Below are 15104 nucleotides of genomic sequence, written 5' to 3'. Positions count from 1 at the left end.
TTCGCCTCCTTCTGCCTGCTGCTTACAGATGTGCGAGCTTCTCCAGTACGGGGGCGGCGGCGCGGAGTTTCGCCCACTCGTCCTCGTCGAGAGCGTCGACCAGGGTGGCCAGGAAGGCGTTGCGCTTGGCGCGGCTCTCGGCGAGCATCGCCTCGGCCTGCTCGGTCTTCGTGACGACCTTCTGGCGCCGGTCGTCGGGGTGCGGCTCCAGCCGGACCAGCCCCTTGGCCTCCAGCAGCGCGACGATGCGGGTCATCGACGGCGGCTGGACATGCTCCTTGCGGGCGAGTTCGCCCGGGGTGGCCCGGCCGCAGGTGGAGAGGGTGCCGAGCACCGACATCTCGGTGGGGCTCAGCGACTCGTCGACCCGCTGGTGCTTGAGCCGGCGGGACAGCCGCATGACCGCGGAGCGCAGGGAGTTCACGGCGGCAGCGTCGTCGCCATGGGTAAGGTCCGACATGTTCTTTAGGTTAACTCATTACCCTGACTAAGGAACACCCTGACACGCATACGTGCCCGTGACCCTGGCCACTGAACCCCGCCGTCACTCGTACGAGTGAGCCGAATCCGGAAAGCGACCCACGGTCCGGGCGCCTGAGGTGACCCTCGTGCCATGGGGACCAGCGTGCTCAGCCTGCGGATGGACGGGGAGCTGCTCGAACGGCTCCGGCGCCATGCGGCGAAAAGAGGAATGAGCGTCCAGGACTACGTGGTCCGGACGCTCATTCGCGACGACTTCGACGAGCGGTTCCAGACCGCTGTGGAAGAGACAGAGAAGTTCTACGGCCTTACGTGAGGCCCAGCGCCGGCATCAGGTAGTAGAAGCCGAAGACCGCCGCCACGACATACATCGCCGCGGGGACCTCCTTGCCCCGCCCGGCCGCGAGCCGCAGCACCACGAAGGTGATGAAGCCCATGCCGATGCCGTTGGTGATGGAGTAGGTGAACGGCATCATCAGCATCGTCACGAACGCCGGGATCGCGATCGTGTAGTCGGCCCAGTCGATCTCCTTGACGGAGTTCGCGAGGATCAGGAAGCCGACCGCGAGCAGCGCCGGGGTGGCCGCCTGGGAGGGGACCATGGTGGCGATGGGCGTCAGGAAGAGCGCGACGGTGAACAGGCCGCCGGTGACGACGTTCGCGAAGCCGGTGCGGGCGCCCTCGCCGACGCCGGCCGTGGACTCCACGAAGGCCGTGGTGGCCGAGGAGGAGCTGGCACCGCCCGCGGCGACCGCGACGCCGTCCACGAACAGGACCTTGTTGATGCCGGGCATCTGGCCCTGGGCGTCGGTCAGCTTGGCCTCGTCGGAGACGCCCATGATCGTGCCCATCGCGTCGAAGAAGCACGACAGCAGGACCGTGAAGACGAACAGCACGCCGGTCAGCACACCGACCTTCTCGAACCCGCCGAAGAGGCTGAACTCACCGATCAGGCCGAAGTCCGGGGAGGCGACCGGGTTGCCGGGCCACTTCGGGGTGGTCAGGCCCCAGGAGGGGATGTCCGCGATCGCCTCGATGATCACCGCGAGGACCGTCATCGCGACGATCGAGATCAGGATGGCGCCGGAGACCTTGCGCACGATCAGGGCCAGCGTCAGCAGCGCGCCCAGGATGAAGACGAGCACCGGCCAGCCGTTGAGGTGACCGTCGCCGCCGAGCTGGAGCGGGACGGTGGTCTGGGCGGCGTCCGGGATGCGGGAGACGAACCCGGCGTCGACGAGCCCGATCAGCATGATGAACAGGCCGATACCGATCGAGATCGCCTTGCGCAGCCCGAACGGCACCGCGTTCATCACGCGCTCGCGCAGGCCGGTGGCGACCAGCAGCATCACCACGAAACCGGCGAGGACGACCATGCCCATGGCGTCCGGCCAGGACATCCGGGGCGCGAGCTGGAGCGCGACGACCGAGTTCACCCCGAGCCCCGCGGCCAGCGCGATCGGCACATTGCCGATGACGCCCATCAGAAGGGTGGTGAAGGCGGCGGTCAGGGCGGTGGCGGTGACCAGCTGGCCGTTGTCGAGCTGGTTGCCGTACATGTCCTTCGCGCTGCCCAGGATGATCGGGTTCAGCACGATGATGTAGGCCATCGCGAAGAAGGTGGCGAAGCCACCGCGGACCTCACGCGCGAGCGTGCTGCCCCGCTCCGAGATCTTGAAGTAGCGGTCGAGCGCACCATGGGCGGGCGCGCCGCCCGGCTGCTCGGGGGCGGGGACCTTGGCGGAGGCCGAGGTGGTCATTGGCGTTTCCTACGAACAGAAGTGGTCAAAGACAAACGGTTTCAGTATGAACATATGAGGGTGGGAGCGCTATCTCCGCGCGTAGACCGGCGTGGCCCGTAAGCTGTGCGCATGGCGAAGTGGACACCCCAGCACGAGGCGCCGGAGCCCCTGGAGGGCCCCGTCGTCGCCACCATCACGGGCGGCACGATCCTGTGGTTCGTCCTCTTCCTGGTCCAGCTCCCCTTCTACGGCTGGCTCGACGACCACGGGCACCTGTGGTGGCTGTGGACCTGCCTGGCCGGCGCCGGACTCGGCCTGATCGGCGTCTGGTACGTCCGCAAGCGGGACGCGGCGCTCAAGCGCGAGGCCGCCGCCGAGTAACCGCCCGGTGTACAACCACGGCACCACTTCGCCCCGTTGTCCGTCCTCCCCAGGTCGGATCTTCCGCGCACTCGGCGGGTGAAGCCGTAAATCCGCACGTACCGTCGAATGCATGACGCACATCGACGCGGGCACCGAAGTCGATCCCGGCCACCCCCTGCCCGCCCCGGTGGGCAAGGGCGGGCTGACCGCCGCCGAGGTGGCCGAGCGGGTCGCGCGGGGGCAGGTCAACGACATCCCGGTGCGCAGCAGCCGGTCCACCGTCGAGATCGTCCGCGCCAACGTCTTCACCCGGTTCAACGCGATCATCGGCGTGCTCTGGCTGATCATGCTGGTCGTCGCGCCGATCCAGGACAGCCTGTTCGGCTTCGTCATCCTCGCCAACACCGGCATCGGCATCGTCCAGGAGTGGCGGGCGAAGAAGACCCTGGACTCGCTCGCCGTCATCGGGGAGGCCCGGCCCACCGTCCGGCGCGACGGGGCCCCGGCCGAGGTCAGCACCTCGGAGATCGTGCTCGACGACCTGATGGAGATCGGCCCCGGCGACAAGGCCGTCGTCGACGGCGTCTGCGTGGAGGCCGACGGCCTGGAGATCGACGAGTCCCTGCTCACCGGCGAGGCCGACCCGGTCGTCAAGCGGCCCGGGGACCAGATCCTGTCCGGCAGCTTCGTGGTCGCGGGCGGCGGCGCCTTCCAGGCCACCAAGGTGGGCCGCGAGGCCTACGCCGCCCAGCTCGCCGAGGAGGCCTCCCGCTTCACGCTGGTCCACTCCGAGCTGCGCTCCGGCATCTCCACCATCCTCAAGTACGTGACGTGGATGATGATCCCGGCCGCGCTCGGCCTGGTCGCCACCCAGCTCTTCGTGAAGAACACGGACCTCGACGACTCGATCGCCCGGACCGTCGGCGGCATCGTCCCCATGGTCCCCGAGGGCCTGGTCCTGCTCACCTCCGTGGCCTTCGCCATCGGCGTCATCCGACTTGGCCGAAAACAGTGCCTCGTCCAGGAACTTCCGGCCATCGAGGGCCTCGCCCGCGTCGACACCGTCTGCCTCGACAAGACCGGCACCCTCACCGAGGGCGGCATGGACGTCACCGAGCTCAGACCCCTCAACGGCAGCGACGAGGCCTACGTCCGCACGGTCCTCGGCGCCCTCGGCGAGTCCGACCCCCGCCCCAACGCCTCCCTCCAGGCCATCATCGACGCCTGCCCCGAGGCCGAGGGCTGGCGCTGCACCGAGTCCCTGCCCTTCTCCTCCGCCCGCAAGTACAGCGGCGCCACCCTCAGCGAGAGCGACGGCGAGTCCGGTACGTGGCTGCTGGGGGCGCCCGACGTCCTGCTCGCCCCGGACGACCCCGCCCTCGCCGAGACCGAGCGGCTCAACGAACAGGGCCTGCGCGTCCTCCTGCTCGCCCGCGCCGCGCACGAGCTGGACGCCCCCGACGTGGCCGCGGGCGCCCGGCCGACCGCGCTGGTGGTGCTGGAGCAGCGGCTGCGGCCCGACGCCGCCGACACCCTGCGCTACTTCGCCGAGCAGAACGTCAGCGCCAAGGTCATCTCCGGCGACAACGCGGTCTCGGTGGGCGCGGTCGCGGCGAAGCTCGGCCTGGCGGGCAGCACCGTCGACGCCCGGCAGCTGCCCCACGACCAGGACGGCATGGCGGACGCGCTCGACGCGGGCACGGTGTTCGGACGGGTCACCCCGCAGCAAAAGCGGGACATGGTGGGCGCGCTCCAGTCGCACGGGCACACCGTCGCGATGACCGGGGACGGCGTGAACGACGTCCTCGCGCTGAAGGACGCCGACATCGGCGTCTCCATGGGCTCCGGGTCCGAGGCGACCCGGGCGGTCGCCCAGATCGTGCTGCTGAACAACAGCTTCGCGACGCTTCCCTCGGTGGTCGCCGAGGGGCGGCGGGTCATCGGGAACATCACCCGGGTCGCCACGCTGTTCCTGGTGAAGACGGTGTACTCGGTGCTGCTGGCGGTGCTGGTGGTGTGCTGGCAGGTGGAGTACCCGTTCCTGCCGCGGCACTTGACGCTGCTGTCCACCCTCACCATCGGCGTCCCCGCCTTCTTCCTCGCCCTCGCGCCCAACAAGGAGCGGGCCAGGCCCCAGTTCGTGCGGCGGGTGATGCGGTACTCGATCCCGGGCGGGGTGGTGGCCGCGGCCGCGACCTTCCTGACGTATCTGATCGCCCGTCACCACTACACGGGCGAGGGCGCGCTGGACGCGGAGACCAGTGCGGCGACGCTCACCCTGTTCCTGATCTCGATGTGGGTGCTGGCCATCATCGCCCGGCCGTACACCTGGTGGCGGATCGCCCTGGTCGCGTCCATGGGGCTCGGCTTCGTCCTGGTCCTGGCCGTGCCCTGGCTGCAGGAGTTCTTCGCGCTGAAGCTGGTCGGGCAGACCATGCCGTGGATCGCGGTGGGCATCTCGGTGGGAGCGGCGGCCGCCCTGGAAGTGACCTGGAAGTGGGTCGACCGCCGGTTCCCGGCGTAGGCAGTCCTACTGCACGTCGATGGCGTCGCCCTTGGCGCTCACCGGGGCGGTGCTCGTGATGCCCGCGTAGGTGAAGCGGTAGTAGCCGTCCTCGGACGCCGTGACCGTCGTCTTCAGGGCGCCGCCCGTGGTGGTCTGGATGCCCTTGACGTTGGTGTACGCCGAGGTGCCCGCCTTGCGGAACTGGAGCACCACCTTCTGGCCGGCCGGGAGGCCCACGTACTTCTCGGTCTGCCAGTCGGCGCGGGTCAGCTTGCCGGTGACCGTGAGGGTCTTGCCCTTCTGCACCGGCTCCGGGGAGGCGTTGACCGTCAGCTTCGACGCCCGCTGCACCAGCGTGCCGCCGAGGTCGCCCTGATCGGCGTACCCGACCTTGGTGATGTCGTAGTTCTCGCCGAGCGGGTCCTGGCCGTTCTGGGCGAGCGCGAGGGCCGCGCCCTTCCAGCTGCCCGCGTCGGAGTTCACCAGCTCGCCCTCGGCCGGGAGGATGTCGATCTTGCCGGTGCAGGAGGCGGTGGTGGTCGAGGTCGAGGCGCAGGTGGCCGGCTTGGTGCCGAACAGCATGGTGTCCGGGGTGGTGTAGGCGCCCTTGTAGAGGTACGGGCCGGTCTGGAAATCCTCCGCCTCGATGTCGATGTCGGCGGCGTGGGTCATCGTGTAGGTGACCGTCGTCGAGACGGGGGCGGTCGTCCCGACCTTGACCGTCTTGGCGATCTTGAAGTCGGAGAAGGTGACGTCCATGTCGTACGGGGCGTCCGCGCGTGCGTCCTTGCCGAACTGGGCGCGGATCTTCGCGAGGTCGGCGCGGTGGGCGGAGGCGGAGTCGTCGGCCTGCGCGGCCGGCGCGGCGAAGGCGGACAGGGCCAGGGCGCCGGAGACGGCGGCCACGGTGGCGCGAATACGCATGCGTTCCCCAAATGGTCGTGAAGAGAGCCTGGATGCTCCGCATGATCAGAGGGGCAAGCGTGCCGTTCGGTTGCCCGACGGCCCCCAAAACACCGACACCCGGCCCCGGATGGCTTCCGGGGGCCGGGCGTCGGCGGAGGTGAGGGGTGCTTACTGCACGTCGACGAAGTCGCCCGTGGCCGTGGCCGGAGCGGTGCTGGTGATGCCCTTGTACACGTAACGGTAGTAACCGTCGGTGGACGCCGTGACCGTGGTCTTCAGCGCACCGCCGGTGGTGGTCTTGATGCCCTTGACGTTGGAGTACGTCGTGGCGTCCTTCTTGCGGAACTGGAGCACGACGCTCTGGCCGCTGGGGATGCCCGAGTAGGAGAGCGTCTCCCAGTTGGCGCGGGTCAGCTTGCCGCTGACCGTGATGGTCTTGCCCTTCGCCACCGGCTCCGGCGAGGCGTTGACCGTCAGCTTCGACGCGCGCTGGACCTTGTGGGTCTTGTAGTAGTCGTTCCAGTAGATCTCGCCGTCGTTGGCGAGGACACCCGCGGTGACGTGCCAGTTGCCGGCCAGCGTGTTGGCGTACAGGTCGTCATAGGTGTCACCGGTGATGGTGAGCTTGCAGGTCGACGTGGTGTCGCTGACCGCGGTGCAGGTGGCGGCCTCCTCGTTGGGGGCGAGGTAGCCGTCGACGTCGGTCTCGACGTCGGTGCCGTGCCACAGGTCGATGTAGGCGTCCGCGATGCCGCTCTCGTGGGTGGCGGTGAGCGACACGTCGAAGGTCTTGACCGTGGTGGTGCCGAAGACGAGGTTCTTGCCCGCGTTCACCGTCACGTTGGAGACGGTCGGAACGGCGGCGGCCGTGCTGAACGCCGACTTGGCGGAAGAGGCGCCGAATCGCTCGGCGACGCTCGGCCGGTCCAGGCTCGCGGCATCCCGCGAGTCGGCCTGCGCGAACGGCACAGCAAGGGCGGACAGGGCCAGGGCGCCGGTGACGGCGGCCACGGTGGCACGTATGCGCATGTGTTCCCCACGTTGGAGGGGCCCCGACGGTGGTCGTTCCCTACGGCTCGTCGTCGGCCGGGGCCCAAAGTGATCTGTGGAGCCTGTTGGCTCGCATGATCAGATCCATGACGCGGGTGAATGGTTGTACGGCGTACGAAAATTGTGTGCGGAAATTTCCCGGACCGCGTGAAGACCTCAGTCGAACCAGCGGTCCCGCGCCAGCTCCTGCGTCCGCGACGGATCCTCCAGCAGCGCCGCCACCTCGAACCGCCGCGGCCACTGCCGGGCCGCCCAGGCCAGCCCCGCCGCGACCCCCTCCAGGGTGGCCGCGTGCAGCACGCCGTCGTCGGTGAGCCGCCAGTCGATCTCCACCCCGTCCACGACGAGTTCCTCGTGCTCGACGTAGGAGACCGGCGTCCGCGCCCCCAGCAGCACCCGCACCGGCTCCGGTACGTCGTGCTCGGTGCCCTCGGAGTCGACGGACCCGGTGACGGACTCGCTCAGCCGCCGCACCTGGAACAGCTCGGCCAGTTCGGCGGCGCGCGACGGCCGTACCGGCAGCAGCGGGACGCCCCCGGTGAAGGGGAGCAGGTCGGGGGAGTCGACGACCACGGCGTCGGCCGCGTCCACCACCTTCATGCGGCCGTCGACCACGGCCCGCAGCTCGTCCGGCAGGGTCACCCGCTCGGGGTCGAGGTCGGCCAGCGCGCCGTACAGGGCGTGCAGTTGGGACCCGGTCACCGTCCGCGCGGGATCGGCGAGCCGGTCCAGCAGCTCGGCGGCGCCGCCGGGCTCGTCGAGCAGCGCGGCCACGGAGGTCCGCACTCCCAGGGCGCGCAGCACCTGCTCGTCGTCGAACCCGGTCGCGTCGGCCTCGTCGTACAGGCCGCGCAGCAGCGGGTCGCCGCCGGAGGCGAGCAGTCCGGCCGGGCGGCGGCCGTCGAGCACCGGGTGCCCGCGCAACCACCAGGCGGTGTAGGGCCGTACGACCTCATGGGTGCCGTCGGGCAGCAGGATCCGCACCTGCTGGGTGAGGGCGTCCCTGAGCGGCGGCCGGGCCAGCAGGGCCAGCGCCTGCGGCCACTTGTCGTCGTCGACGAGGTCCAGGTCGCGCACGGCGACCAGTTCCGTGGCGACGGGCGGCACCGGTGTGTCCGGGAAGCGGTCGAGGATGTCCTCGCTCCACACGTCCACGGCGTCCAGCAGTCCGGCGTCGTCGGGCTGGGCGAAGTCGCCCTCGCGGGGCTCCAGTTCGTCCGGGTCGAGGACCACGTCACTGGCGCGGACCAGCGCGAAGGCCGCGAGCACTCCGCAGGCCGCGAGCGGCTGTTCGCCCCACCGCTCGGCCAGCTCGGCGTCCACGGCGGCGAGTTCGCCCTCGCGCATGACCTGGTGGAAGGGGCTGCCGGGCAGCACCAGCTCGCCCGCGGGCGCCAGTTCGCCCTCCTCGTCGGGCAGCGCGAGGGCGCCGAGCCAGGGCTCGTCACCCGGTTCGAGGTCGGCGTCGCGCACCAGGGCCAGCACGGTGTCGGCCAGTTCCTCCGCGTCGAGCGTGTCGCGCTCCCAGTCGAGACCGCCCTCGTCGTCCAGGGAGGCGGCCACCGCGGCCCGCACCTGCGGGGTGGTGAGCACGGCCCGCGGGGTGGCGGCCAGCGCGCCGAGCTTCTCCAGCAGCGGGTGGACGGCGTCCGGGTGGGCGACCTTCAGGCCGAGCCGGGCGAGCAGTTCCGGGTCGATCCCGGCGTCCGCGGTGGGCAGCAGCACCTGACGCGGGCCGATGGTGGTCCGCCCGTCGGCCAGCGGCACCGGCAGTCCGGAGAGCCGGTCGGGGTCCACCCCGGCGAGGCTGTCGTAGAGCCGCCGCCACCAGTCGGGTTCCTTCTCCAGGCCGGCCAGCCGGTCGACGGCGTCGGTCAGCGGCACCCGTCCGACACCCAACGTCCGCAGCTCCACCCGCCGTTCGAGCCCGGCGGGCAGCAGGGTGGGCAGCACCTCGGCGAGGACCCGCACGGTGTCGGCGCCCGCGCCCTCCACGACCTCCGCGTCCCGGGGCCGCAGGGCCTCGGGGAGAGCGTCGATGGTCTCGGAGGCCGGCGGCGGGACGGCCGGTGGGGCGGGCGGGAGGAACGCCGGGAGGGCGGGCGGGAGAAACGCCGTGCGCGGCAGCCGCTCCAGGATCGCCGCGCGCAGCGCCCCGTCCAGCTCGCCCTTGCCCAGCGGGCCGGGCACCAGGTCGATGATCCCCGCGGTCACCGGCCGCCAGCCGGCGAGCAGCTCGGCGTAGGCGTCGGCCGCGCGCTGCACCAGGAAGTCGGTCAGCGGGCCGGGGGCCGCGTGCCGCCGGGTGGTGTCCAGCGGGAAGGAGGCGATGAGCAGCGCGGGCACCCCGAGGGCCTCGTCGCTCGGCGTCGGCGCGTGCACGACGGGGCTGGTCCGCGGCCGGGCGGGGGCGCCGTCCTCGTCGGCGGGCACGGCCCAGGTGACCGACCAGTGCGGCCGCAGCCGCTCCTCGACGGGCCGGTCGGCCAGCAGCTCGGCCGCGGCCGGCCCGCTCGCCGTCATGGTCCGCCAGCGGGTGGTGCCGTCCCGGGAGTCCTCCACGACGGTGAAGTCGCCGTCCGTGCGGCGGCTGATCGTGCGCACGGTGTCCGTCTCGACGACGACCTCGGTGAGCCCCGGCAGGGCGAGCAGCAGGGCGTCGTCGACGGCGTCCAGGAGCCGCTCGGCGAGGTCGGCGGCGGCCGCGTCGCGCAGCGGCAGGATGACGGCCGTGTCGTAGGGGCCGGGGGCGGTGCCCTCGGCGGCGAACGGGAGCCGCAGCAGGGGCACGTGCCCGTCGCGGCGCCGGATCTCGTCCCCGAGGCCGGGGCTGTGCCGGGCGGTGTCGGCGGCGAGTTCCCGGGCCTCGGCGAGCGACCAGCGCACCCCGCCGTGCCGGCCGACCACGGCGGGCTCGTCGGTGACGGACAGGACGGCGGCGAAACCGACGCCGAAGCGGCCGATGGAGGGCGTGTCCCGCTTGGCGGACGCGCGGAGCGTGGCGAGCGACTCGACGCCGGCCGCGTCCAGCGGCGCGCCGGTGTTGGCGGCGACGAGGACACCCTCGCGCAGGGTGAGCCGGAGCCGTCCGGGCACGCCCGCGCGGGCGGCGGCGTCGGCGGCGTTCTGAGCGAGCTCGACGACGAGGCGGTCCCGGTATCCGCCGAGGACGAGGTCCTCCTCGGCGTTGGCGTCCTCCCGGAACCGGGCCGGGCTGGTGGCCCAGGCGTCCAGTACACCGCGTCGCAGCCGGGCGGTCCCGAACGGATCCGCTCCCTCGACGGCCGGCCGCACGAACTTGCTCACGTTCACTCCACTCATCGGCGTGACGATGAAGGTACCGCGAGGTGGGGCGCCGCTAACCCCGGGCCGAGGGGCCCGGGGGGTGCGTCATGGTTACGAGTGCCCCAAGTCCGCCGCGTCCTCGTCCGACACCGCCGGCACCGACCCCGAGTCCGAGGACGGGCGCAGCGGGAAGGGATCCACCGTCGTCTCGTCGATCACCGGCGGGGCCGGCTGCGGGGGCTTGGGCATGACGGCCGCCTCGGAGTGGCCGCCGCAGCCGTAGGTCAGGGAGACGACCCGGCCGTCGGCCGGGGAGAACTCGTTGGCGCAGACCCCGAAGGCCTGCCCCAGGGAGCCGCCCAGGCGCATCAGGAAGCCGCAGCTGACGCAGGAGGCGGGGGCGGCCTGCGCCATCGGGGTCTTCGCGCCGAACGCCTCCTCCCACCGGTCGGCGGCGACATGCAGGCCGTAGCGCGACAGGACCCGGGCCCGGCGCATGCCCAGTTCCTCGGCGACGGCGGCGATCGAGCCACGGGCCGGGACGACCGGCAGGTGGGCGGGGGTGCCGCCGGTGACCTCGGCGTCCTCGGCCTCGACCAGCTCGGCCATCTCGTGCGAGACGGCGGAGCTCGGCACCGGCTCGTCCTCGCCGGTGTAGCCGGGCTCCAGACGCAGGTCCTCGGCGTCGGTGGGGAGCAGATCGCCGGGGCCCATGTCGCCGGGGCGCAGCCGCTCGCTCCACGGCACCCACTCGGGGGCGAGGAGGGCGTCCGGGCCGGGCAGGAGGACCACCTCGTCGAGCGTGACGAGCTTCGCGCGGGAGGCCCGGGCCACCGTCACGGCCCAGCGCCAGCCGCGGTAGCCGAGCTCCTTGCACTCGAAGAAGTGCGTCACGACGCGGTCGCCCTCGGAGACCAGACCCACGTGCTCCCCGACGACGCCGGGCGCGGCTGCCTCCTCGGCGGCGGTGCGGGCGAGGTCGGTCGCCTCGGCGCACAGGCGGTCGGGGGTGCGGCTTCGCGTGGTCGCTGCGCTCACAGGTATCGCTTCTCTCCTACGCCGTCTCTCGGGTGCGGCTGCCTGAAGGCGGCGGGACGGGCGGACGGAGCGGACCGGGGGACCGCGTCGACGTCCGCGCCCCCTCGCACTCGGGCGCACCTGTCACCATCCATTCTGCGGGATGGCCGAGATACGCACGCTACCTGTTCACCGGCGCTCGGCCTACACCGACGGTCGCAAACCACTGACAAAGCCGCGCCCATACGCGCGGTAACCGCACTACGTTCGACCATCTCGGGGCACTATGACGTCGTGGCAGCCGCGCGGACGCCTCAGGGAGCCACCGGAGTCGGTGGGGACCGGGGCCGCACACGAAGCGGCGGTTCGGGCCGACTTCGCGGCGCCGTCCGCCGCGTCGGGCGTGCCCTGCACTTTCCGGTCACCGGCACCGCCCGCGGCATCCGCAAGGCGACCCACGCACAGGGGGCGGGCGAGTCCGGGCTGGGCAAGCTGATCGAACTGCACGGGGTGAACGGCGCCGGCGACATGATGATCACGGTCGCCCTCGCCTCCACCGTCTTCTTCTCCGTCCCCACCGACGAGGCCCGCGGCCGGGTCGCGCTCTACCTCGGCATCACCATGGCGCCGTTCACGCTCCTCGCGCCCGTGATCGGCCCCCTCCTGGACCGCGTCCCGCACGGCCGCCGGGCCGCGATGGCCGGCGCGATGCTCGCCCGGGCCCTGCTCGCGCTGGTCCTGTCCGCCGCGGTGATCACCGGCGGCATCGAGCTGTACCCGGCGGCACTCGGCGTACTGGTGTCGTCGAAGGCGTACGGCGTGGTCAGAAGCGCGGTCGTGCCCCGGCTGCTGCCACCGGGCTTCTCCCTGGTCAAGGCGAACTCACGGGTCACGCTCGGCGGGCTGCTGGCCACCGGGGTGGCGGCACCGGTCGGCGCCGGGCTCCAGGCGATCGGCCCCCGCTGGCCGCTGTACGGCGCCTTCGTGCTGTTCATGGTGGGGGCGTTTTTGTCGTTCACGCTGCCGCCGAAGGTCGACTCGGCCAAGGGCGAGGACACCGCGCTGCTGGCGGCGGACGAGGAGCATCTGCACGGACCGCACCTGAAGCCGGTCAAGCGCCCCGGGCTGCGCACGGTCGGCATCGCCGTCACCCACGCCCTCGGCGCCAACGCCGCCCTGCGCTGTCTGTCCGGCTTCCTGATCTTCTACCTCGCGTTCCTGCTGCGCGAGCATCCGCTGGCCGGGCAGAGCGCCGCGGTGTCGCTGGGGATAGTGGCCGTCTCGGCCGGGGTGGGCAACGCCTGCGGCACGGCGGTCGGGGCGTGGCTGAGATCACGCGCCCCGGAGATCATCATCGTGACCGTGGTGGCCTGTGTGATGACCGCGGCGATCATCGCGGCGGCCTTCTTCAGCGCCGCCCTGGTGGCCTGCCTCGCGGCGGTCGCCGGGTTCTCGCAGGCGCTGGCCAAGCTGTCCCTGGACGCGCTGATCCAGCGGGACGTGCCGGAGCTGGTGCGCACCTCCGCCTTCGCCCGCTCCGAGACGCTGCTGCAGATGTCCTGGGTGCTGGGCGGCGCCATCGGCATCGTGCTGCCGCTGAGCGGCAGCCTGGGCATGACGGTGGGCGCGGTGATCGTCGCCACGGGCTGGCTGACCACGGTCCGCGGCCTGATCATCTCGTCCCGCCACAGCGGCCCCCCGCGCACGCGGGTTGCCTAACCGCAACCGGCACGCCGCACCCCAGGTAAGGAACCGGTAGGGCGCTCCCGATAGCCTTCGCCCCATGACCATGCAATCCGCTGTGCGACGCCGCCGCGCCGTCGCCGCCGCCGGCGCCGTATCCGCCGGACTGCTCGTCCTGTCGGCCTGTGAGAAGCCCACGCCGATGGCCACGATCACCGTCGGTTCGTCCTCGGTGAGCGAGGAGGCCACCTGCGGTGGCGAGGGTGACGCGCTGAAGTCCGCGGACCTGACGAAGTGCCTCAAGGACACCGACACCAAGTCGATCACCGTGGACCCGGACGAGACCGTCCGCTTCGGTGTCGACCCCGACATCGCCGACAGGCGCTGGACGATCCTGATGAACGGTCAGCCGCTCACCGACGACACCGACAAGACGTACCGCACGATCCCGGGCAGCGTGTTCTTCAACGCCCAGTACGGCGCGCAGGGCGACTCCACGCTCGTCTCCATCAAGGCGGGCGACGGCAAGAAGCAGAGCCAGACGGCCACCGGTCTGTGGTCCTTCAAGCTGAAGAAGGACGACTGACCACGTCCGCCCTGCGCGTCCTCGTGGCCACCGCGGTCCCCGCCGAACGGGACGCGGTGGCACAGGCGTTCCCGGGCGAGGTCCTCGCCGTCGGAGTGGGCCCGGCCCGCGCCGCCGCCGGCACCGCCACGGCCCTCGCACGGGCCCCGTACGACCTGGTCGTCTCGGCCGGGATCGGCGGCGGCTTCGCGCCCCACGCCCCCCTCGGCTCCCTCGTCGTCGCCGACGAGATCACCGCCGCCGACCTGGGCGCCGAGACACCCGACGGGTTCCTGCCGGTCACCGAACTCGGCTTCGGCACCGTCACCCACCGTCCGCCCGAAGCACTCGTACGGGAGACCGCGGCCGCGACCGGCGCCCTGACCGGTGCCGTGCTCACCGTCTCCACCGTCACCGGCACCGCCGCCCGCGCCGCCGCGCTGCGCGCCCGCCACCCCACCGCCCTCGCCGAGGCCATGGAGGGCTTCGGCGTCGCCGAGGCGGCCGCCCTGCACGGCGTTCCCGTGCTGGAGATCCGCGCCGTCTCCAACCCCGTCGGCCCCCGCGACCGCGCCGCCTGGCGCATCGGGGCGGCGCTGGCCGCGCTGACCGAGGGCTTCGGGAAGCTCACACCCGTACTGGAGAGTTGGAAGTCGGTATGAGGCTCCGGATCGCGTACTCCCCCTGTCCGAACGACACCTTCGTCTTCGACGCGCTCGCGCACGGCCGAATCCCCGGCGCGCCCGGGCTCGACGTGACGTTCGCGGACATCGACCGCACCAACGGCATGGCCGAGCGCGGTGAGTTCGACGTGCTGAAGGTGTCGTACGCGGTGCTGCCGTACGTCCTCGACGAGTACGCGCTGCTGCCCTGCGGGGGCGCGCTGGGCCGGGGCTGCGGGCCGCTGGTGCTGACCCGGGAGGCCGGGGCGGATCTCACCGGCCGTACCGTCGCGGTGCCGAGCGAGCGGTCGACGGCGTATCTGCTGTTCCGGCTCTGGGCGGCGGACACCCTGCCGGGCGGGGTCGGCGAGATCGTGGTGATGCCGTTCCACGAGATCATGCCGGCCGTGCGGGACGGGAAGGTCGACGCCGGACTCGTCATCCACGAGGCGCGCTTCACCTACCGCACCTACGGGCTGCACAAGGTCGCGGACATGGGCGAGCACTGGGAGCACACCACCGGTCTGCCCATCCCGCTCGGCGCGATCATCGCCAAGCGGGCGCTGGGCGCGGAAACCCTGACCCGCCTCGCCGCATCGATCCGCGCCTCGGTGCAGGCCGCCTGGGACGACCCCGAGGTCTCCCGCCCCTATGTGATGGAGCACGCCCAGGAGATGGACCCGGCCGTCGCCGACCAGCACATCGGGCTGTACGTCAACGAGTTCACCGCGGGCCTCGGCGAGGACGGCTACGCGGCCGTGCGCGGCCTGCTGACCCGCGCCGCGGCTGAGGGGCTGTTGCCGCCCCTCGGCCCGGACACGCTGGAATTCCCGTAAAAGCGGCGG

The 15104-nt window shown here is 72.0% G+C and carries 13 protein-coding genes; 7 read left to right on the top strand and 6 right to left on the bottom strand.

All coding sequences use genetic code 11. The features are described 5' to 3' along the window. Positions 1 to 22: 22 nt before the first annotated feature. Positions 23 to 460 (bottom strand): MarR family winged helix-turn-helix transcriptional regulator, encoded by a 438-nt coding sequence (locus ACFYW5_RS18855; protein ID WP_389418135.1) that lies wholly within the window; start codon positions 458 to 460, stop codon positions 23 to 25. A 153-nt stretch (positions 461 to 613) separates the two neighbouring features. On the opposite strand from ACFYW5_RS18855, the gene ACFYW5_RS18850 reads away from it, so the two are divergent. Beyond that, positions 614 to 796, top strand: a complete 183-nt coding sequence (locus tag ACFYW5_RS18850) for a ribbon-helix-helix protein, CopG family (RefSeq protein ID WP_389418134.1) — start codon at positions 614 to 616, stop codon at positions 794 to 796. Here ACFYW5_RS18850 and ACFYW5_RS18845 read toward each other — a convergent pair. Continuing rightward, entirely contained in the window at positions 789 to 2240 is a 1452-nt protein-coding gene (locus ACFYW5_RS18845) for an NCS2 family permease (protein WP_389418133.1), read from the bottom strand. The genes ACFYW5_RS18850 and ACFYW5_RS18845 overlap by 8 nt on opposite strands. A gap of 111 nt (positions 2241 to 2351) precedes the next feature. Between ACFYW5_RS18845 and ACFYW5_RS18840 the strand changes: the two genes are divergently transcribed. After that, positions 2352 to 2603 carry a DUF2530 domain-containing protein gene (locus ACFYW5_RS18840; protein WP_389418132.1) on the top strand — a complete coding sequence of 84 codons (252 nt, stop codon included), beginning with the start codon at positions 2352 to 2354 and terminating at the stop codon, positions 2601 to 2603. 112 nt (positions 2604 to 2715) lie between these two features. Further along, positions 2716 to 5109 carry a cation-translocating P-type ATPase gene (locus tag ACFYW5_RS18835; protein ID WP_389418131.1) on the top strand — a complete coding sequence of 798 codons (2394 nt, stop codon included), beginning with the start codon at positions 2716 to 2718 and terminating at the stop codon, positions 5107 to 5109. Between the two features lie 6 nt (positions 5110 to 5115). Here the strand turns inward: ACFYW5_RS18835 and ACFYW5_RS18830 are convergent, their stop codons facing one another. The 4 genes from ACFYW5_RS18830 to ACFYW5_RS18815 all read right to left on the bottom strand — a co-directional run bounded on the left by ACFYW5_RS18830 (position 5116) and on the right by ACFYW5_RS18815 (position 11370). Next, positions 5116 to 6015: a hypothetical protein gene (locus ACFYW5_RS18830; protein WP_389418130.1), complete on the bottom strand. Its 900-nt coding sequence runs from the start codon at positions 6013 to 6015 to the stop codon at positions 5116 to 5118. A 150-nt stretch (positions 6016 to 6165) separates the two neighbouring features. Further along, positions 6166 to 7026, bottom strand: coding sequence for a DUF5707 domain-containing protein (locus tag ACFYW5_RS18825; RefSeq protein WP_389418129.1), 861 nt, complete (start codon positions 7024 to 7026; stop codon positions 6166 to 6168). 177 nt (positions 7027 to 7203) lie between these two features. Then, positions 7204 to 10353 carry a sacsin N-terminal ATP-binding-like domain-containing protein gene (locus ACFYW5_RS18820; protein WP_389418128.1) on the bottom strand — a complete coding sequence of 1050 codons (3150 nt, stop codon included), beginning with the start codon at positions 10351 to 10353 and terminating at the stop codon, positions 7204 to 7206. A gap of 90 nt (positions 10354 to 10443) precedes the next feature. Beyond that, a complete protein-coding gene (locus ACFYW5_RS18815; RefSeq protein WP_389418127.1) occupies positions 10444 to 11370 on the bottom strand; it encodes a DUF3027 domain-containing protein in 927 nt (308 codons plus the stop codon). A gap of 273 nt (positions 11371 to 11643) precedes the next feature. On the opposite strand from ACFYW5_RS18815, the gene ACFYW5_RS18810 reads away from it, so the two are divergent. The 4 genes from ACFYW5_RS18810 to ACFYW5_RS18795 all read left to right on the top strand — a co-directional run bounded on the left by ACFYW5_RS18810 (position 11644) and on the right by ACFYW5_RS18795 (position 15095). Continuing rightward, complete coding sequence (locus tag ACFYW5_RS18810; RefSeq protein ID WP_389418126.1) at positions 11644 to 13068, top strand: MFS transporter; 1425 nt, start codon at positions 11644 to 11646, stop codon at positions 13066 to 13068. Between the two features lie 70 nt (positions 13069 to 13138). After that, positions 13139 to 13618: a DUF2771 domain-containing protein gene (locus tag ACFYW5_RS18805; RefSeq protein ID WP_389418427.1), complete on the top strand. Its 480-nt coding sequence runs from the start codon at positions 13139 to 13141 to the stop codon at positions 13616 to 13618. A 23-nt stretch (positions 13619 to 13641) separates the two neighbouring features. Beyond that, positions 13642 to 14259, top strand: a complete 618-nt coding sequence (locus tag ACFYW5_RS18800) for a futalosine hydrolase (protein WP_389418125.1) — start codon at positions 13642 to 13644, stop codon at positions 14257 to 14259. Then, positions 14256 to 15095, top strand: coding sequence for a 1,4-dihydroxy-6-naphthoate synthase (locus ACFYW5_RS18795; RefSeq protein ID WP_389418124.1), 840 nt, complete (start codon positions 14256 to 14258; stop codon positions 15093 to 15095). Before ACFYW5_RS18800 ends, ACFYW5_RS18795 begins: the two co-directional genes overlap by 4 nt. Positions 15096 to 15104 lie beyond the last annotated feature (9 nt).

This window comes from Streptomyces sp. NPDC002779 (assembly GCF_042888685.1).
GTDB lineage: Bacteria > Actinomycetota > Actinomycetes > Streptomycetales > Streptomycetaceae > Streptomyces.
Note: the sequence above shows the minus strand (reverse complement) of the source record. Positions and strands in the feature narration are given on the sequence as shown.